Raw genomic sequence first — 17,437 nt, 5'->3', positions numbered from 1 at the left:
GGGAACGATCATGCTCCAAGCGGATTTTTACGACTGCTGCGCAGCCGAGCGGGAGCAAGCTCCCTCGCCACAAGAGCTTCACTTACCTGCACAAGCCAGGTGAGTCTATTCAACCGTGGCTGAACTGCGAAGCCAGTTCGCGCAGCAGTACTTCGGCTTCAAGCACTTTGCTGACCACGTCATTGACCTTTTCTCGAGACAGTCCTACGCGCTCGAGCAAAGCATCGGGAATTTCCTCGTCCGGGCCGGAGCCGATCCCTCGCGAGCGCAGCAGGCGTACGGCCAGGCACACCAGGTTCGGGTAGGCGGCGTATTCGCCGTCGTAGTGCGGGTCGTGCTGGAAGCGCAGGGCGGTGGCCAGTTCGTCGGGCATGTCCCAGTAGCGCATCAGCCAGGCGCCGATCTGCTCGCGACTGATGCCCAGCAGGTGCTGTTCCACGTAGCTGTGGCACAGGTGCGGGTTGACCTCCAGGTGCCGGCAGATCAGCGAGAAGTGCGGCGGGAACACGTGGGCCAGCAACAGGTAGCCGAAGTTATGCAGCAGGCCCGACAGGTAGGTCAGGCCGCCTTCGGGTCGCTGGGCCCGGGGCATGGCGCGGGTCAGGCCTTCGATGACAGCGGCGGTGTAGATCGACTGGTGCCAGTAGGGTGTGGTGTGTTGCGGGTGGTCCTTGGGCAGGCTCAGGGTCTTGCCCAGGGCCAGGCCCAGTGCCAGGTTGATCACCAGGTCGAAGCCCAGTACCCGGACGATGGCGTCTTCCACTGAACGAATCTTGCCCGGCGACGCGTAGTAGGGCGAAGCGGCCCAGCTCACCACTTGCGCGGCCAGGGCCGGGTCGGTTTCGACGACGCCGGTGATGTCATCGATGGTCGCGTCGGGGTCGACACGCAGCTTGATGATTTTCTGCGCGGTTTCGGCCAGCGGCGGGATCTCGATGGTTTCTTCCAGCCGTTGCTGGATACGCCGGGCGGTGAACGCCTGTACGGCCTGGGTGATTTCCGCGCGGTCGTCGTGTGGGCGGTCCAGGTTGGGGGTGATGTTGCTCACGGCTTCGCCGAACGTCGCGGCGCTGGCCTTGGTGAGCATGGTCTTGAACGCTTCGCTGGTGACTTCCAGCAGCAGTCCCGGCTCGCCCGAGTTGATCAGCAGCTTTGGCTCACGCAGCAGGCTTTCTTCGTACAGGCAGGGTGAACTGGTCAGCGCCGGCAGACCGGGCAGCAGGCTCAGGCTGTGTTTACCGAGCATGCGCTCCAGGCGGTCGGTAGGCACTGCCGTGAGTTTGCGGCCGGTGAGTTCGGCCAGGCGGTTGAGGTCCAGCAGTTGGCTTTGCGGAAACAGCACCATCAGCGCGCCAACGGCATCGTGCAGCAACACTGCCTGTACTTTGCGGGCTGGGTTCAGGCCGGGGCGTTCGAGCACTTCGTCAAAGCCGATGCCCAATTTCTCGAGCAACAGCCGAATAACAGACGGAGCGTGCGGGGATTCGGGAACGAGGGCAGCTTCTGTCATGGTCTGTATCCGTTTTCCTACAAGTTGGTCAGTATAACCAGCTTGTCCGGTACGCGCGTCCGGAAAACTGAGCGCGTGCTCACACTTGGCCGTATTGCTGCCCGTGACGCAGCCAGCGATCCAGCAGCGGGCTGACGTGGTCGGGCCAGCGTTCCAGCAGCGCCTGGGCGGCATCGCGTACGGCGGGGAGCAGGTCGGCGTCGCGCATCAGGTCGGCTACCTTGAATTGAAGCAGACCGGTCTGGCGCGTGCCGAGCATTTCACCGGGGCCGCGCAATTCGAGGTCTTTTTCGGCGATGACGAAACCGTCGTTGGTTTCGCGCATGATGCCCAACCGCTGGCGACCGATCTGCGACAGCGGCGGGTGATACAGCAGGACGCAATGACTGGCGGCGCTGCCTCGACCCACGCGTCCGCGCAACTGGTGCAACTGTGCCAGGCCCAGGCGCTCGGGGTTTTCGATGATCATCAAGCTGGCGTTGGGCACGTCGACGCCCACCTCGATCACCGTGGTGGCAACCAAAAGTTGCAGGGCGCCGGCCTTGAACTCAGCCATGACGGCGGCTTTCTCGGCGGGCTTCATGCGTCCGTGGATCAGCCCGACCTTCAACTCGCCGAGGGCGGCGGTGAGGTCCTCAAAGGTGGTCTCGGCCGCCTGGCAGGTCAGTTCTTCCGACTCTTCGATCAGCGTGCACACCCAATAAGCCTGCCGCCCTTCGGCGCAGGCGCTGCGCACGCGCTCGATCACCTCCACTCGTCGGGTATCGGTCACCAGCACGGTGTTGACCGGCGTACGGCCGGGCGGCAGTTCGTCGAGGATCGAGGTGTCGAGGTCGGCGTAGGCGCTCATCGCCAGGGTTCGCGGGATCGGCGTCGCGGTCATGATCAGTTGATGAGGGCACATCCGCCCGCCCACGCCTTTCTGCCGCAGGGCCAGGCGCTGCTGCACGCCGAAGCGGTGCTGTTCATCGATGATCACCAGGGCCAGGTTCTTGAATTGCACTTCGTCCTGGAACAACGCGTGGGTGCCGACCACCATCGGTGCCCCTTCGGCGATCTGCGCCAGGGCGGCGGCGCGGTTCTTGCCCTTGAGCTTGCCAGCCAGCCAGGCGACTTCGATGCCCAACGGTTCGAGCCAGCGCTGGAAGGTGATGAAGTGTTGTTCGGCGAGGATCTCGGTGGGCGCCATCAGCGCCACTTGATACCCCGCTTCCAGGGCCTGGAGCGCGGCGAGGGCGGCGACCACGGTCTTGCCGGCGCCGACATCGCCCTGGATCAACCGCAGCATCGGCTCGGGCTGGCTCAGGTCGTAGGCGATTTCGTTGCCGACCCGTTGCTGGGCGCCTGTGGGGGTGAACCCGAGGTTGGCCAGGTAGCGGGCCGGCAGATCCCTGGCCTTGGGCATGGCTGGGGCGCGCAGGGAACGCAGGCTTTCGCGCAGGCGTTGTTGGGACAGTTGATGGGTCAGCAGCTCTTCGAACGCCAGACGGTGCTGGGCCCAGTGATGGCCGACGGCGAGTTCGTCCACGTCGGCATCGGCGGGCGGATGGTGCAAGTAGCGGATCGCATCGGCCAGGGGGGCCAAGTGGTAATCCCGGGCCAGTTCCGTGGGCAGCCAGTCGGGCAGGCTGCTGGGGCCGAGCAGGGTCAGGGTTTGCTGGCAGAGCTGGCGCAGGCGTTGTTGGGTCAGGTCTTCGGTGAGGGGGTAGACCGGGGTCAGGGTTTCGTCCACCGGCGGCGGTTCGTCACCGGTGATGGCGCGGTATTCCGGGTGATAGATCTCCAGCCCCGAAGCCCCGGGCCGCGCCTCGCCGTAGCAGCGCACACGGGTGCCGCGCTTGAGGCCCTCCTTTTGCGCATTGCTGAAATGATAGAAGCGCAGGCTGAGCCCGCCGGTGCCATCCTGCAAGCGCACCACCAGGCTGCGACGGCGACCCATGACCACGTCGGCGCCGCTGACGGTGCCTTCGATCACCGCATCCTGTCCCGGGCGTAGATGGCCGATGGGCACCACGCGGGTGCGGTCCTGGTAACGCAGCGGCAGGTGGAACAGCAGGTCCTGGAGGGTTTCCAGGCCGACCTTGGCCAGTTTTTCGGCCATGGCTTCACCGACACCCTTGAGTGTGGTGACCGGCACTTTCGACAGCTCCGTCATGGGCGTGGCTTACTTGCCAGCGGGCGGCTTGGCCACGGAGCACAGGCGGATCGAGTCGGCGAGGATCTCGATGGCCTTGGGCCGCGGGAAACTGGCACGCCAGGCGATGGCCACGGTACGGAACGGCACGGGCGGCGTCAGCGGGCGGACTTCGATCACACCCGGGGAGTAATGATGGCTGTCCACCGCTGACAGCGGCAGGATCGAAATGCCCAGTCCCGACGCGACCATGTGGCGGATGGTTTCCAGGGAGCTGGACTCCACCGTGGTGTGCTTGGCGCCTTCGTTGCCCTTGGTCAGGGTCGGGCAGGCTTCGAGCACCTGGTCGCGGAAGCAGTGGCCTTCGCCAAGCAACAGCAGGCTCTTGTCGTTGAGCTGGGCGGCGTCGATGGTCTTTTTCTGGGTCCAGGGGTGCTGGGCCGGCATCAGGACGTAGAACGGTTCGTCGTAGAGCGGCAGGGTCAGGACGTCGGCTTCGTTGAATGGCAGGGCGATGATGATCGCGTCCAGCTCGCCGTTGCGCAGCTTGTCGCGCAGCACATGGGTGAAGTTTTCTTCGATGTACAACGGCATTTGCGGGGCGACCCGGTGCAGTTGCGGAATCAGGTGCGGGAACAGGTACGGGCCGACGGTGTAGATCGCGCCGACTTTCAGCGGGGCGGTCAGTTGGTTCTTGCCGGCCTGGGCCAGTTCGCGAATACCCTGGGCCTGCTCCAGGACCTTTTGCGCCTGGGCCACGATGCCTTCGCCCACTGGAGTCAGGCGCACGGCGCTTTTGCTGCGCTCGAAAATCAGCACACCGAGTTCGTCTTCAAGCTTTTTCACGCCCACCGACAGCGTCGGCTGGCTGACGTGGCAACGCTCGGCCGCATGGCCGAAATGCTGCTCTTGGGCGAGGGTCACGATGTAGCGTAATTCTGTGAGGGTCATGGCGAGCGTCCGTGAAGTTGCGAGCCAAGCATACCGGCTGCAATCGATAGACGCACGTTATCAGAGTGGGGGGGCGGTGTGACACTGTCCAATGTCTGTTGGGGCGTTGCCGGATATGAAAAAGGCATCTTTCGATGCCTTCCTGCCGGTTGTACTTATTGTGGCGAGGGAGCTTGCTCCCGCTGGGCCGCGAAGCGGCCCCAAAACCAGCGAATGCGCCGTATCAGGCAGATCGTGTTGATCGGGCCAGGGCCTGCTGCGCAGTCCAGCGGGAGCAAGCTCCCTCGCCACAGGATTCACCTGCTACCGGGTTGCCAGGTTCAGTCAGCGCCGGCGCTTGTCGATGGAGTACACAAACGGTGCCGTCAGTTCGATGGTGCCGTTGGTCAGCAGCTCCGCCGGCGGCTTGGGCAGCGGCTGGGCGCGGCGGATCATTTCCAGGGTGGCCCGGTCCAGGGAGTCCGTGCCGGAGCTGCCCACCAGTTCGAATGACAACACGTTACCTTCGGCATCCACCACGAAGCGCAGGCGGTTCATGCCTTCCTTGTTCATCTGCTGGGCCCTGGGCGGGTACTTCTTGTACTTGCCCAGGTGCGCCAGCAGCGTGCCCTGCCAGTTGGCCTTGGCAGCCGATTGTGCTGGTGACGGGCCAGGAGCCGGTTGCGCGGACTTCTCGGCCACTGACTGGGTTGGCGGGGTGTCGCTGGGCTTCTGCTCCGACGGCTGTTCCTTCGGCGGCTCGGGCTTTTTCTCCACCGGTTTGGGTTTGGGCGGTTGCGGCTTTGGCTTGGGCTTGACCGGCTTGGGCACGGAAATCTCCGGCTTCGGCGCTTCGGCAAGCTTGGGCAGCGGCAATTCTTCGACCGGCTCGGGAGGTTGCGGCGGTGTGACGACTTTCGGCGGTGCAGGCGGTGGTGGGGCTGGAACCGGCGCCAGCTCGACCATCATCGCCTGGGGAGGCAATTCGATAGGCGGGCGCGATGTCCAGTTCAACGCCAGGGCGATGGCGAGCGCATGCACGCCCAGCACCACTGCCAGGCTACCGCTGTAACGCGTCAGCTTTTGGCGCGTCGTGATCATTTCTGCCGCGCCGTCTCGAGTCCGACCAGGCCGACCTTCAGGTAGCCAGCGCCCCGCAGCGCGTCCATCACGCTCATCAGGTCGCCGTAGTCCACGCCTTTGTCGGCCTGGAAGAAGATCGTCGTGTCTTTCTTGCCTTGGGTCTTGGCGTCGAGGGTCGCGCCGAGGGTTTCGGCCTTGACCTCTTCTTCGCCCAGGAACAGGCGCTGGTCGGCCTTGACGCTGAGGAACACCGGTTTCTCCGGCCGTGGCGAGGGCTTGGCCGTCGACGCTGGCAGGTCAACCTTGATGTCCACGGTGGCGAGCGGGGCGGCCACCATGAAGATGATCAACAGCACCAGCATCACGTCGATGAACGGCGTGACGTTGATTTCGTGGTTCTCGGCCAGATCGTCGTCTGCGCCTTCTTTCAAATGCAGGCCCATGGCCGATTACCCCACTTTCACCATGTGCGGTTGCGAGCCACGCTCGGGCGGCAGGTGGTCGAGGTCGCGGCTGACCAGCAGCAGGACTTCGGCCGAAGCATCGGAGACCTGGGCCTTGTAGCCGGCAATGGAGCGGGCGAAGACGTTGTAGATCACGACGGCCGGGATCGCTGCGACCAGGCCCAAGGCCGTTGCCAGCAAGGCTTCGGCGATGCCGGGTGCGACGACGGCGAGGTTGGTGGTCTGGGTCTTGGCGATGCCGATGAAGCTGTTCATGATGCCCCACACGGTGCCGAACAGACCGACGAATGGCGCGGTAGAGCCGATGGTGGCAAGCACGCCGGTGCCGCTGCTCATGTTGCGACCGCAGGCGGCGACCAGGCGTTCGAGGCGGAAGCTCACGCGTTCCTTGATGCCTTCTTTCTCGCGGCTGTTGGCCGACAGGCGCATCTCTTCGAGTGCGTCATGCACGAGCAGGTTGGCAAGAGTGCCTGCCTTCGCGGCGGTGGCGCTGGCTTCCTTGAGGGTGGTGGCTTTTTTCAGGGCGGCGATTTCACCACGCAAGCGACGCTTGGCACCCAGCAGCTCGAAGCCTTTGGCAATCCAGATAGTCCAGGTGATGATCGAGGCGATGGCCAGGCCGATCATCACGATTTTCACGATGATGTCGGCGTTCTTGTACATGCCCCATGGCGACAGGTCGTGGGCCATGCCCAGGGAGTTGTCGGCTTCGAGCACTTGAGGTGCGTCGGCTTCGACGGCCTGGGCCGGGTCGGTGGCGACCGGCGTTGCAACGGGAGCGGCCGGGTCGGCCGGTGCCTGGGCAGCAGCCGGTGCGGTGGCCGGGGTCGTGGCGGGCGCCTGTGCATCGGCGAACGCGGCGGCAGGTGCCAGCAGCAGGCTGAATAGCAGGGCGGCTACCGTGCCCCAGGCACGAGGTCGATTGGTTGGCGAAGCGGGGGATAGAGAGCGTTTCATGCTGGCCGGACCTGAGAGAAAAAAGAAGGTTGATGTTCTTCCAGGCCTCGGGGGCCGAGAACAAAACTGGCGGGCATTATTGCAAGTAATTCTTGTTAACAAAAGTAATACAGTTACTTTTTTTGTGCGATGGCTAGCCGCCCGTCCCCCTCGGAGGCTAGTCTGCGGCTTTGCCAGAGGAATTCTTGATGTCCGCGCCTTCTGTTTTGATCGCCGGCTGCGGTGATATCGGTGGCCGCCTGGCCCGTCAGTTATTGGCCGCACATTGGCAAGTCCATGGCCTGCGGCGTACGGTTTCGAGCCTGCCGGCCGGCGTCATCGGCGTGGCGGGGGATTTGTTCAGCGAGCAATGCCCGGCCGATTGGCCCACCGGTTCGTTGGATTACCTGGTGTACAGCGCCGCGGCCACCGACCATGACGAAGCGGGCTATCGCTCGGCTTATGTCGAAGGGTTGCAGCATGTGTTGGGCTGGTTGAAGCAGCATGGGCAGCAGCCCAAGCGTCTGCTGTTTGTGTCCAGCAGCAGTGTTTATGGGCAACAGCTGGGCGAATGGGTGGATGAAACCTCGCCAACCGTGGCCGGCGGCTATTCCGGTCGCCTGATGCTCGAAGCCGAGCAAGTGGCCTTGGACAGTGGCATCCCGGCCAGCCGCGTGCGCCTTACCGGCATCTATGGGCCGGGTCGGGAATGGTTGCTGAGCCAGGTGCGCCAGGGCTACAGCGTGGTGGAGGATCCGCCCCTGTACGCCAACCGCATCCACGCCGACGACGCGGCGGGCCTGCTGGCCTTTCTGCTGGAAGCCGATCGCCAGGGCAAGCCCCTGGAAGACTGCTACATCGGCGTCGACGACACTCCCGCCGCGCTGGCCGACGTGGTGGGCTGGCTGCGCGACTACCTGGGTGTCACCCAATGGGCCGAAAACGCCAGCGTCCGCCGCGCCGGTAGCAAACGCTGCAGCAACGCCCGGGCCAAGGCCCTGGGCTGGTCGCCGCGTTATCCGAGTTTTCGCGAGGGGTATGCGGCGATTCTGGAAGGGCGCTGCTGATTCGTCGGCCCCCCAAAAACAAACTGTGGGAGCGAGCTTGCTCGCGATGAGGCCCTGACAGTCAACATCAAGGTTGGCTGTTACACCGCTATCGCGAGTAAGCTCGCTCCCACAGGGTATTGCGCTACTGCTTTTCGAGCACCCACTGCCGGTTGCCCGGCGTGAACGACGGCATTTCATCGGCCAGCGCGGCGTTGACGGTCTGGAAAATCTCCAGCCGCTTGCCGTCGCGGGCAAAGATCCAGGTGTTGCCCTGGCCGTTCTGCTGCAGCCAGATGTTGTCGTTGCCACCGCTCATGGAGGCGCAATCGCCGGCCAGGCACAAGGCGTAACGATCGGCGCCCGGCAGCCCGCTGACCTGGCCGTCGGGCTGGAATTGCACGGTGGCGCCCTGGCCGGGGCCGTTGACGATGCTCCAGGTGCCACCCAGGTAGGCGGCATACAGCGCTCGCTCGAAACTGGCGCCGATCGGCGCACCTGCGGGTACCTGGACTGACGCCCGGTCGAACACCTGCTGCGGTTCGTTCTCGGTGGCGGCCTGGCTTAACTGGTCGCCATCGCGCTTGAGTTCGCTGGCGGAGCTGCCGTAGAAATCGACTTTCCAGGCGCCGTCTTCTTCGCCCAGCAACTTGCCTTCGACGTTTTCAAAGCCGTTGGTGTAGCGCGCCTGACCGGCCCGGGTGTTGACGTCCCATTCCAGGTTCGGGCCGTAGCCCTGCAGCGCTTCGCGAAGCGGGCCGCCCTTGGCGGCAGCGTCGATGGCTGCCTGGTTGATCCAGGTGCCGCTGATGTCACGGTCGGCAGGGTCGCTGGCGCAACCGCCCAGAAGCAGGGCAGCCAGCGAGAGAGCAAGCGCTTTGCGCATGGTGGAATCCTTTCAGAACGAAAACGGCGCAGCAGGGGAGGCTGCGCCGGCCTTATTACTCGATGACCAGGATGGCATCCATCTCAACCTGAGCGCCCTTGGGCAGGGCGGCCACGCCGATGGCGGCGCGGGCAGGGTAAGGCTGGTCGAAGTACTTGCCCATCACCTCGTTGACCTTGGCGAAGTGGCTCAGGTCGGTGAGGAAGATGTTCAGCTTGACGATGTCCTTGAACGAACCACCGGCGGCCTCGGCCACGGCCTTGAGGTTTTCGAACACCTGCACGGTCTGGGCTTCGAAGCCTTCCACCAGCTCCATGGTCTTGGGATCCAGTGGAATCTGGCCCGACATGTACACGGTGTTGCCGGCCTTGATCGCCTGGGAATAAGTACCGATGGCGGCCGGGGCCTTGTCGCTGGTGATAACAGTCTTGGTCATGAATGACTCCTGATAACGAATGGGCTACGCGCGCATCCGGGTGATGCGGATAACGCCGGTCAGGGCGCGCAGTTTCTTGATCACGCGGGCCAGGTGCACACGGTCGTGTACGCTGACTACCAATTGAACGACGCTGATGCGGCCATCGCGTTCGTCCATGCTGATTTTTTCGATATTGCCGTCGGCGGCATTGACGCTACTGGCCAGCAGCGCGATCAGGCCACGCTGGTGTTCCAGCTCGACCCGCAGCTCGACGTTGAATTCGCCGGTGACATCCTTGGCCCAGGAGAGCTGGATGCATTTTTCCGGGTTATGACGGATTTCGCTGATGTTGCGGCAGTTGTCCAGGTGCACCACCATCCCTTTGCCGGCGGATAAATGGCCGACAATCGGGTCGCCCGGGATCGGCGTACAACACTTGGCATAACTGAGCACCAGGCCTTCGGTGCCGCGAATTGCCAGCGGGCCTTCAGGGCTTGGCAACTGTTCGCCTTCACCGAGCAGCCGACGGGCAACGACGTAGGCCATGCGATTGCCCAGGCCGATGTCTTCGAGCAGGTCTTCGATCAGTTCGAGGCGGTATTCATTGAGCATCAGTTGCACACGCTCGGCCGGGATCTTGTCCAGGGAGCTGTCGAAACCGTTCAATACCTTGTTCAGCAGGCGTTCACCGAGGCTGATGGATTCGGAGCGGCGTTGCAGTTTCAGGGCATGACGGATATGGGTGCGGGCCTTGCCGGTGACCACGAAATTGAGCCATGCCGGGTTGGGTCGTGCGCCCGGGGCGCTGACAATTTCCACCGTGGAGCCGCTTTGCAGCGGTTCGGACAACGGTGCCAGGCGGCGGTTGATCCGGCACGCGATGCAACTGTTGCCGACGTCGGTGTGTACCGCATAGGCAAAGTCCACGGCCGTGGAGCCTTTGGGCAGCTCCATGATCCGGCCCTTGGGCGTAAAGACGTAGACCTCGTCCGGGAACAGGTCGATCTTCACGCTCTCGATGAACTCCAGGGAGTTGCCGGCGCGCTGCTGCATTTCCAGCACACCCTTGACCCACTGCCGGGCGCGGGCATGGGTGCTCTTGGGTTGTTCGTCGCCGCTGGATTTGTACAGCCAATGGGCGGCGATGCCGTTGTTGGCCATCTCTTCCATTTCGCGGGTGCGGATCTGGATTTCGATGGGTACGCCGTGCATGCCGAACAGCGTGGTGTGCAGCGACTGATAGCCGTTGGCCTTGGGAATCGCGATGTAATCCTTGAAGCGCCCCGGCAACGGTTTGTACAAATTATGTACAGCTCCCAGCACGCGATAGCAGGTGTCGACCTTGTCGACGATGATCCGGAACGCGTAGACGTCCATGATCTCGTTGAAGGCCCGACGCTTGCCGCGCATTTTCTTGTAGATGCCGTAGAGGTGTTTCTGCCGCCCGCTGACTTCGCCTTCGATGCCGTCGATGGCCAGGCAGTGGCTCAGGGATTCTTCGATCTTGTTGACGATTTCCTTGCGGTTGCCCCGGGCGCGCTTGACGGCCTGGTTGATCCGCGCCGAACGCATCGGGTGCATGGCCTTGAAGCCGAGGTCTTCGAACTCGATGCGGATCGCGTGCATGCCCAGGCGATTGGCGATGGGCGCGTAGATTTCCAGGGTTTCCTTGGCGATGCGTCGGCGTTTTTCGCCGGACAGCACTTCCAGGGTGCGCATGTTGTGCAGGCGGTCGGCGAGCTTGACCAGGATCACGCGAATGTCGCGGGCCATGGCCATGGCCATTTTCTGGAAGTTCTCGGCCTGGGCCTCGGCCTTGGTCTCGAAGTTCATCTGGGTCAGCTTGCTGACCCCGTCGACCAGTTCGGCCACGGTTTCGCCGAACTGCGCTTGCAGCGCTTCCTTGGCAATGCCGGTGTCTTCGATCACGTCATGCAGCATCGCCGCCATCAGGCTCTGATGGTCCATGTGCATGTCGGCAAGAATATTCGCCACCGCAAGAGGATGCGTGACGTACGCCTCGCCACTGCGGCGGCGTTGGCCGTCGTGGGCTTGTTCAGCGTAGAAATAGGCTCGGCGGACCAGGTTGACCTGGTCCGTGCCGAGATAGGCCGATAAGCGATCGGCGAGGGCGTCTATGCTCGGCATGATGATGACTCCTGCCGTCTGCTGTGACCCCGCGCCGTGCTACGTCGACCAGGCATAGGCTTAGACCGCCTCGTTGGACTCGTCCTCGAACGCTGCGAACAGCGGTTCGTCTTCGACGATTTCAGCGTTGGCGATGAACTCGTAGCTCATCAGGCCCTCGGCGATTTCACGCAGCGCTACTACTGTAGGCTTGTCGTTTTCCCACTGGACCAATGGCTCTTTGCCGCCGGTGGCCAGTTGACGGGCACGCTTGGTAGAGAGCATGACCAGCTCAAAGCGGTTTTCCACGTGTTCTAGGCAGTCTTCAACGGTTACGCGGGCCATGGTATTCCTCGGAGCGAATGCAATATGCGCGCTGCCCGGTTGGGCGAGCGGACTCGACAGTTTAAAAAAACACCAGCGTTTAGGGAAGCGCTGATTTTTTAACCAAACCCCTCGGCGCGCTGCGACTACCAATGTAAAGCCGTCGCAGCGGTTTTGGGAAGGGCTGTTCAGCCCAACAATTCGGCCAATAATTTGCCGAAACGTTGCTGCTGGCGTTTCTGCTGCAGCTGGCTGGCGCGGAAAATCGCCTTCAGGTCGTCCAGCGCGTGGGCGAAATCGTCGTTGATGATCAGGTAATCATAGTCGACGTAGTGACTCATCTCGCTGACCGCTTCGCGCATCCGGCCCTCGATGATGTCGTCGCTGTCCTGGCCACGGTTGGTCAGGCGCTGGCGCAAGGCTTGCTGGCTTGGCGGCAGGATAAAGATCGAACGAGCCCGGGGCATCAGCTTGCGCACCTGCTCGGCGCCTTGCCAGTCGATTTCCAGGATCAGGTCGTGACCTTCGTCCAGGGTCTGCTGCAAGTAACTTTGCGAAGTACCATAAAGGTTGCCGAAAACTTCGGCGCGCTCCAGGAAGTCGCCGTGTTCGGCCATCTTCACGAACTCTTCGCGGTCGACGAAGTGATAGTTCACACCATTCACTTCGCCCGGACGCATGGCGCGGGTAGTGTGCGAGACCGAGACGCGGATCTGCGGTTCGGCATCGATCAGTGCCTTGACCAGGCTGGTCTTGCCGGCGCCCGAGGGCGCGGAAATGATGTAGAGGGTGCCGGTGCTGTGGGTCATGTCGTTAGCCTTACTCAATGTTCTGCACTTGTTCGCGCATTTGTTCGATCAACACCTTGAGGTTGACCGCCGCCTGGGTGCTGCGCGGGTCGAAGGCTTTGGAGCCCAGTGTATTGGCTTCGCGGTTGAGTTCCTGCATCAAAAAGTCCAGGCGGCGACCGGCCGCACCGCCGGAATTGAGTACCCGGCGAACTTCGATGATGTGGGTGCTCAGGCGATCCAGTTCTTCGGCCACGTCGCTTTTTTGCGCGAGCATGACCATTTCCTGTTCCAGGCGTTGCGGGTCCAGTTCGGCCTTCATGTCGGTGAAGCGGTCGAGGACTTTCTGGCGCTGGGTGGCAAGCATCTGCGGGACCAGTTCGCGCAGGGTGCTGACGTCTTCTTCGATGGAGGTCAGGCGATCGTTGATCAGTCGGGCCAGCTCCGCGCCTTCGCGCTCGCGGCCGGCCTTGAGCTCCTTGAGGCCTTCATTGAACAGCGTCATCGCCTCGGCGTTCAGCGCTTGGGGGTCGCTCGCATCGCCCACCAGCACGCCGGGCCAGGCCAGGACTTCCAGTGGGTTCAAGGCGGCAGGATGCTTGATCAGGCTGGCGACGGTTTCGGCCGCGGCGACCAGTTGCGCGGCGCGCTCACGGTCCACCTGCAAGGCTTTGCCAGTGCTTTCTTCGGTGAAGCGCAGGGTGCATTCCAGCTTGCCCCGGGACAGGCCCTGGCGCAGCGCCTCGCGCACGCCGCCTTCGAGGTCGCGGAAAGACTCGGGCAGGCGCAAGTGCGGCTCCAGGTAGCGGCTGTTGACCGAACGCAGTTCCCAGCTCAGCGTGCCTTGGGCCCCGGCTTTTTCGACGCGGGCGAAAGCGGTCATGCTGTGCACCATGGAGGGTCCTCGCAATGCAGGCGGCCACAACGGGTGGTGGGGCCTGGAATCTGTGAATAAAAGCCGAAGGGCAGCAAAGGCGCAGGATTGTAGCGCAGTGAAGCGCATGCCCCAAACGCGCATGTGACAAAGCGCTGCAACCCGTCGGGCAGGCCTTTGCGCGGCTTCGCTTGCGTCGGCTTTTTGGAGCCGAGTGACGTTTGACTGCCCTATGACGATTCACGGCTCTATAATGCTCGGCAGTTTTCCGTCCTCCGTACAGGTATTCCCTATGAAACGTCCAAGTGGTCGCGCTGCCGATCAGCTTCGCTCGATCCGCATTACCCGCAACTACACCAAACACGCCGAGGGATCTGTACTGGTCGAATTCGGTGATACCAAAGTCATCTGCACTGTCAGTGTCGAAAACGGCGTGCCACGCTTCCTCAAGGGGCAGGGCCAGGGCTGGCTGACGGCCGAATACGGCATGCTGCCGCGCGCCACGGGTGAGCGGAACCAGCGTGAGGCCAGCCGTGGCAAGCAGGGCGGTCGTACCCTGGAAATCCAACGCTTGATCGGCCGTTCGCTGCGTGCCGCTCTGGACATGTCCAAGTTGGGCGACGTGACGCTGTATGTCGATTGCGACGTGATCCAGGCCGATGGCGGGACCCGTACTGCCTCCATCACCGGGGCCATGGTCGCCCTGGTCGATGCCTTGAAAGTGATCAAGAAGCGCGGCGGCCTCAAGGGCGGCGACCCGCTCAAGCAAATGATTGCCGCTGTGTCCGTGGGCATGTACCAGGGCGAGCCGGTGCTGGACCTGGATTACCTGGAAGACTCCGCTGCCGAGACTGACCTGAACGTGGTCATGACCAGTGCCGGCGGTTTCATCGAAGTCCAGGGCACTGCCGAGGGCGCCCCGTTCCAGCCAGAAGAATTGAACGCTATGCTGGAATTGGCGAAGAAAGGCATGAACGAGATCTTCGAACTGCAAAAGGCCGCCTTGGCTGACTGATCGATTCCCGCTTCAAGACAAGGAGAGTGTCATGAGTGATGAGCAAATCCTACTGCCCCAGCCGAGCAAAGAGGCGCGTCAATGGGCAATGTTTTGTCACCTGTCCGCCTTGTTGGGGATCTGGATTCCGTTCGGCACGCTGATCGGGCCGCTGGTGCTCTGGCAGCTCAAGCGTGAGTCCGACCCGTTCATCGATGCCCAGGGCAAGGAAGCGCTGAACTTCCAGATCACCGTGGCGATTGCCTCGGCGATCAGCCTGCTGCTGATGGTCGTGGTGATCGGCTTCTTCCTGTTCGGCCTGGTGGCCATCGGCGCGCTTGTGCTGACGATCATTGGTGGCGTGAAGGCCAATGAAGGGCAGCCGTATCGGTATCCGTTTACCTGGCGCCTGGTCAAATAACGATCAGCCCTGCGATCCAAGGACAATGCCCCGGCCTATCGGGGCATTGTCTTTTTTGAAGCCATAAATGTTTCTTTTGATGTGCAGTTTCCCATTGCGTAGCGAGTTATTGTGCGCATATTCCGCTCTTACACTTTTAGTCACAACTACACGGTTTTAGTGCGGCCTCTATGCTTGGCAATAAGACACTTCGATTGATAGAGTTGCGCCAAGTCATATTCCTTCAGAAATATTTCGATATATTCAGACCATTGAAGGTCCTTGAATTCAAAGCCAATCAGTGTTGAGGCAATCAACCTGTTCAAGAGGCGTGTCCAGGTAAAAAGTTCGCCCCTGAATATATGTTCAAAGAATAAACACTCATGTTTCAGCTCGATTTCTATGGAACACTTGTCGCCGCCTCTCTAGTGCTTTTGCTGGGGCGTGAACTGGTTACGCGTGTTGGTTTCCTACGCGCCTACAATATCCCTGAGCCTGTAGCGGGCGGGCTGGTAGTTGCCCTGGTGCTCCTGGCTTTGCGGGGGCTTGAAGTTGAAGTTCGATTTGATACTTCATTGCAGACACCGTTGATGCTGGCATTTTTTGCCACGATTGGCCTGAGCGCGGACTTCGCGAGCCTGAAGAAAGGCGGGCGCGTGGTTGGGATTTTCCTGCTGGCGGTCGTCGGCCTGTTGGTGGTCCAGAACGCCATGGGCATCGGGCTCGCAAAAGCGCTGGGGCTCGATCCGTTGATGGGGTTGCTGACTGGTTCGATCACCTTGGCGGGCGGTCACGGTACTGGCGCGGCGTGGGGGACGGTGTTCAGTGAGAAGTTCGGCCTGGCTTCTGCCTCCGAACTTGCGATGGCTTCTGCGACGTTTGGCTTGGTGTTAGGTGGCTTGATCGGTGGGCCGGTTGCGCGCCTGCTCATCAAGCGTGTTCAGTCACCCGGCGGTCTTGAATCAGAAAAGCCCCGGATACCCAAGGGTTTCGAACAGCCGAACAAAGAGCGCTCGATTACGCCGTTTTCGTTTATTGAGACGCTCGCCCTGATTGCAGTCAGCCTGCTGGCCGGTACGCTCTTGAATGGGCAGCTCCACGACACCGCATTCGAGTTGCCGACGTTCGTTTGTGTCTTGTTCGTGGGGGTGGTCTTGCGCAATGGACTTTCGGCACTTGGCTTGTATCAGGTCTTTGAGCGAGAAGTGTCCGTACTGGGCAATGTCAGCCTGTCACTGTTTCTGGCTATCGCCTTGATGTCACTCAAGTTGTGGGACCTGGCGTCACTGGCATTGCCGATATTCATTATCCTGGCGGCCCAGACATTGGTCATGGCGCTGTTTGCGATTTTCGTGACGTTCAGAATCATGGGCAGTCATTACGATGCAGCCGTCTTGGCGGCAGGGCATTGCGGTTTTGGGTTGGGCGCCACGCCGACGGCCATCGCCAACATGCAGGCAGTGACGCAGCGCTACGGGCCTTCGCAGATAGCGTTTCTGGTGGTGCCGATGGTGGGAGCGTTCTTCATCGATATCATTAACGTCATCGTCATCAAGTTGTACCTTGCCCTGCCGTTGTTTGCCGTGGCTTGAGGTTCTGCGCGGTAGCGTTCGCCATAAAAAATGCCCGTATCTTGCGATACGGGCATTTTCTTTTTCGGTCGACCTGGGAATGTCGCCGGTACGCTTAGATGGTCAGCGTCCAGTCGTAATCCACGATCAGCGGCGCATGCTGCGAGAACCGTGGCTGGCGCGGCAGGCGGGCGCTGCGTACGAAGCGGCGCAGGCCAGGCGTCAGCAACTGGTAGTCGAAGCGCCAGCCAAGGTTGAGCATCTCGGCCTGTTCGTTGTCCGGCCACCAGCTGTACTGGTCGCCTTCACGGCTGACTTCGCGCAGGGCGTCGACATAACCCATGTTGCCAATGATCTCGTCCATCCAGGCCCGTTCCGGCGCCAGGAAACCAGGAGATTGCTGGCTGTCGCGCCAGTTCTTGATATCCAGCTTCTGTTGCGCCACGTACAGCGAGCCACAATAGATGTACTCGCGACGTTTGCGCCGCTGTTTATCCAGATAACGGGCGAAGTCGTCCATCAACTTGAATTTCTGATTCAAATCTTCATCGCCGTTCTGCCCCGAAGGGAGCAGTAAGGTCGCGATGCTGACCTTGTCGAAATCGGCTTGCAGGTAGCGCCCGTAGCGGTCCGCCGTCTCGAAACCGAGACCGTTGATGACAGCCTTCGGTTGCAGCCGCGAGTACAAAGCCACGCCACCCTGGGCGGGGACTTCGGCATCGCAGGCATAAAGGAAGTAACCATCCAGTTGGAAGGCTGCATCGTCCAGTTCAAAGGCGGAGGCGCGGGTGTCCTGCAGGCAGATGACGTCGGCATTCTGTGCTTGCAGCCAACTGAGCAAACCACGCTCGACTGCAGCCTGAATACCATTGACGTTCACACTGATGATCCGCATAAATGGCCCCAAAAATCACGTGCGTGTATGATACACGCCGTGTACCTATTTAGCTAA

17 protein-coding genes are annotated in these 17,437 nt (G+C 61.8%); 4 read left to right on the top strand and 13 right to left on the bottom strand.

What is annotated here, in order from left to right:
* Positions 1-109: 109 nt before the first annotated feature.
* From V7773_RS27935 to exbB, 6 genes are all read right to left on the bottom strand, one after another.
* Positions 110-1,510, bottom strand: a complete 1,401-nt coding sequence (locus V7773_RS27935) for an aminoacyl-tRNA deacylase and HDOD domain-containing protein (RefSeq protein ID WP_336076271.1) — start codon at positions 1,508-1,510, stop codon at positions 110-112.
* Between the two features lie 79 nt (positions 1,511-1,589).
* Complete coding sequence (recG, locus tag V7773_RS27930; RefSeq protein ID WP_336076270.1) at positions 1,590-3,665, bottom strand: ATP-dependent DNA helicase RecG; 2,076 nt, start codon at positions 3,663-3,665, stop codon at positions 1,590-1,592.
* 9 nt (positions 3,666-3,674) lie between these two features.
* Positions 3,675-4,595, bottom strand: coding sequence for a hydrogen peroxide-inducible genes activator (locus tag V7773_RS27925; protein ID WP_063323790.1), 921 nt, complete (start codon positions 4,593-4,595; stop codon positions 3,675-3,677).
* A 324-nt stretch (positions 4,596-4,919) separates the two neighbouring features.
* The gene (locus V7773_RS27920; protein ID WP_063323791.1) at positions 4,920-5,675 is read right to left on the bottom strand and encodes an energy transducer TonB; all 756 of its coding nucleotides are present in this window, start codon (positions 5,673-5,675) and stop codon (positions 4,920-4,922) included.
* On the bottom strand, positions 5,672-6,100 hold the full coding sequence (exbD, locus tag V7773_RS27915; protein ID WP_063323792.1) for a TonB system transport protein ExbD: 429 nt from the start codon (positions 6,098-6,100) through the stop codon (positions 5,672-5,674). The genes V7773_RS27920 and exbD overlap by 4 nt, the downstream gene beginning before the upstream one ends.
* Positions 6,101-6,106: 6 nt before the next feature.
* A complete protein-coding gene (gene exbB, locus V7773_RS27910) occupies positions 6,107-7,078 on the bottom strand; it encodes a tonB-system energizer ExbB (protein ID WP_063323793.1) in 972 nt (323 codons plus the stop codon).
* Positions 7,079-7,266: 188 nt separating this feature from the next.
* Between exbB and V7773_RS27905 the strand changes: the two genes are divergently transcribed.
* Complete coding sequence (locus V7773_RS27905; protein ID WP_336076269.1) at positions 7,267-8,124, top strand: SDR family oxidoreductase; 858 nt, start codon at positions 7,267-7,269, stop codon at positions 8,122-8,124.
* A 124-nt stretch (positions 8,125-8,248) separates the two neighbouring features.
* On the opposite strand, the gene V7773_RS27900 is transcribed toward V7773_RS27905, so the two are convergent.
* The 6 genes from V7773_RS27900 to V7773_RS27875 form a co-directional block, all read right to left on the bottom strand.
* Positions 8,249-8,989 (bottom strand): hypothetical protein, encoded by a 741-nt coding sequence (locus V7773_RS27900; protein ID WP_336076268.1) that lies wholly within the window; start codon positions 8,987-8,989, stop codon positions 8,249-8,251.
* A gap of 55 nt (positions 8,990-9,044) precedes the next feature.
* Positions 9,045-9,425 (bottom strand): RidA family protein, encoded by a 381-nt coding sequence (locus V7773_RS27895; protein WP_003206880.1) that lies wholly within the window; start codon positions 9,423-9,425, stop codon positions 9,045-9,047.
* Positions 9,426-9,449: 24 nt separating this feature from the next.
* Positions 9,450-11,555 carry a bifunctional GTP diphosphokinase/guanosine-3',5'-bis pyrophosphate 3'-pyrophosphohydrolase gene (gene spoT, locus V7773_RS27890; RefSeq protein WP_063323797.1) on the bottom strand — a complete coding sequence of 702 codons (2,106 nt, stop codon included), beginning with the start codon at positions 11,553-11,555 and terminating at the stop codon, positions 9,450-9,452.
* 60 nt (positions 11,556-11,615) lie between these two features.
* Positions 11,616-11,879 (bottom strand): DNA-directed RNA polymerase subunit omega, encoded by a 264-nt coding sequence (gene rpoZ / locus V7773_RS27885; protein WP_003177259.1) that lies wholly within the window; start codon positions 11,877-11,879, stop codon positions 11,616-11,618.
* A gap of 167 nt (positions 11,880-12,046) precedes the next feature.
* Positions 12,047-12,667 carry a guanylate kinase gene (gene gmk, locus V7773_RS27880; RefSeq protein ID WP_336076267.1) on the bottom strand — a complete coding sequence of 207 codons (621 nt, stop codon included), beginning with the start codon at positions 12,665-12,667 and terminating at the stop codon, positions 12,047-12,049.
* Positions 12,668-12,677: 10 nt separating this feature from the next.
* Complete coding sequence (locus V7773_RS27875; RefSeq protein ID WP_336076266.1) at positions 12,678-13,541, bottom strand: YicC/YloC family endoribonuclease; 864 nt, start codon at positions 13,539-13,541, stop codon at positions 12,678-12,680.
* Between the two features lie 271 nt (positions 13,542-13,812).
* On the opposite strand from V7773_RS27875, the gene rph reads away from it, so the two are divergent.
* From rph to gltS, 3 genes are all read left to right on the top strand, one after another.
* Positions 13,813-14,535: a ribonuclease PH gene (gene rph / locus V7773_RS27870; RefSeq protein ID WP_003177262.1), complete on the top strand. Its 723-nt coding sequence runs from the start codon at positions 13,813-13,815 to the stop codon at positions 14,533-14,535.
* Between the two features lie 31 nt (positions 14,536-14,566).
* A complete protein-coding gene (locus V7773_RS27865; RefSeq protein WP_013694558.1) occupies positions 14,567-14,935 on the top strand; it encodes a DUF4870 domain-containing protein in 369 nt (122 codons plus the stop codon).
* Between the two features lie 362 nt (positions 14,936-15,297).
* Positions 15,298-16,506 carry a sodium/glutamate symporter gene (gltS, locus tag V7773_RS27860; protein ID WP_336076265.1) on the top strand — a complete coding sequence of 403 codons (1,209 nt, stop codon included), beginning with the start codon at positions 15,298-15,300 and terminating at the stop codon, positions 16,504-16,506.
* 94 nt (positions 16,507-16,600) lie between these two features.
* Here the strand turns inward: gltS and V7773_RS27855 are convergent, their stop codons facing one another.
* Positions 16,601-17,380, bottom strand: a complete 780-nt coding sequence (locus tag V7773_RS27855; protein ID WP_013694557.1) for an exodeoxyribonuclease III — start codon at positions 17,378-17,380, stop codon at positions 16,601-16,603.
* Between the last annotated feature and the right edge of the window lie 57 nt (positions 17,381-17,437).

Source organism: Pseudomonas sp. 3JA, assembly GCF_036961705.1.
Classification (GTDB): Bacteria; Pseudomonadota; Gammaproteobacteria; order Pseudomonadales; family Pseudomonadaceae; genus Aquipseudomonas; species Aquipseudomonas fluorescens_Q.
This window is presented reverse-complemented; position numbering and strand designations above follow the sequence as displayed.

Coding starts and splice junctions, on each gene's coding strand:
- V7773_RS27865 (WP_013694558.1), top strand. CDS start 14,567: ATGAGTGATGAGCAAATCCTACTGCCCCAGCCGAGCAAAGAGGCGCGT.
- V7773_RS27935 (WP_336076271.1), bottom strand. CDS start 1,510: ATGACAGAAGCTGCCCTCGTTCCCGAATCCCCGCACGCTCCGTCTGTT.
- V7773_RS27905 (WP_336076269.1), top strand. CDS start 7,267: ATGTCCGCGCCTTCTGTTTTGATCGCCGGCTGCGGTGATATCGGTGGC.
- V7773_RS27855 (WP_013694557.1), bottom strand. CDS start 17,380: ATGCGGATCATCAGTGTGAACGTCAATGGTATTCAGGCTGCAGTCGAG.
- rph (WP_003177262.1), top strand. CDS start 13,813: ATGAAACGTCCAAGTGGTCGCGCTGCCGATCAGCTTCGCTCGATCCGC.
- V7773_RS27925 (WP_063323790.1), bottom strand. CDS start 4,595: ATGACCCTCACAGAATTACGCTACATCGTGACCCTCGCCCAAGAGCAG.
- exbD (WP_063323792.1), bottom strand. CDS start 6,100: ATGGGCCTGCATTTGAAAGAAGGCGCAGACGACGATCTGGCCGAGAAC.
- V7773_RS27920 (WP_063323791.1), bottom strand. CDS start 5,675: ATGATCACGACGCGCCAAAAGCTGACGCGTTACAGCGGTAGCCTGGCA.
- recG (WP_336076270.1), bottom strand. CDS start 3,665: ATGACGGAGCTGTCGAAAGTGCCGGTCACCACACTCAAGGGTGTCGGT.
- rpoZ (WP_003177259.1), bottom strand. CDS start 11,879: ATGGCCCGCGTAACCGTTGAAGACTGCCTAGAACACGTGGAAAACCGC.
- V7773_RS27875 (WP_336076266.1), bottom strand. CDS start 13,541: ATGGTGCACAGCATGACCGCTTTCGCCCGCGTCGAAAAAGCCGGGGCC.
- V7773_RS27900 (WP_336076268.1), bottom strand. CDS start 8,989: ATGCGCAAAGCGCTTGCTCTCTCGCTGGCTGCCCTGCTTCTGGGCGGT.
- spoT (WP_063323797.1), bottom strand. CDS start 11,555: ATGCCGAGCATAGACGCCCTCGCCGATCGCTTATCGGCCTATCTCGGC.
- V7773_RS27895 (WP_003206880.1), bottom strand. CDS start 9,425: ATGACCAAGACTGTTATCACCAGCGACAAGGCCCCGGCCGCCATCGGT.
- gmk (WP_336076267.1), bottom strand. CDS start 12,667: ATGACCCACAGCACCGGCACCCTCTACATCATTTCCGCGCCCTCGGGC.
- exbB (WP_063323793.1), bottom strand. CDS start 7,078: ATGAAACGCTCTCTATCCCCCGCTTCGCCAACCAATCGACCTCGTGCC.
- gltS (WP_336076265.1), top strand. CDS start 15,298: ATGTTTCAGCTCGATTTCTATGGAACACTTGTCGCCGCCTCTCTAGTG.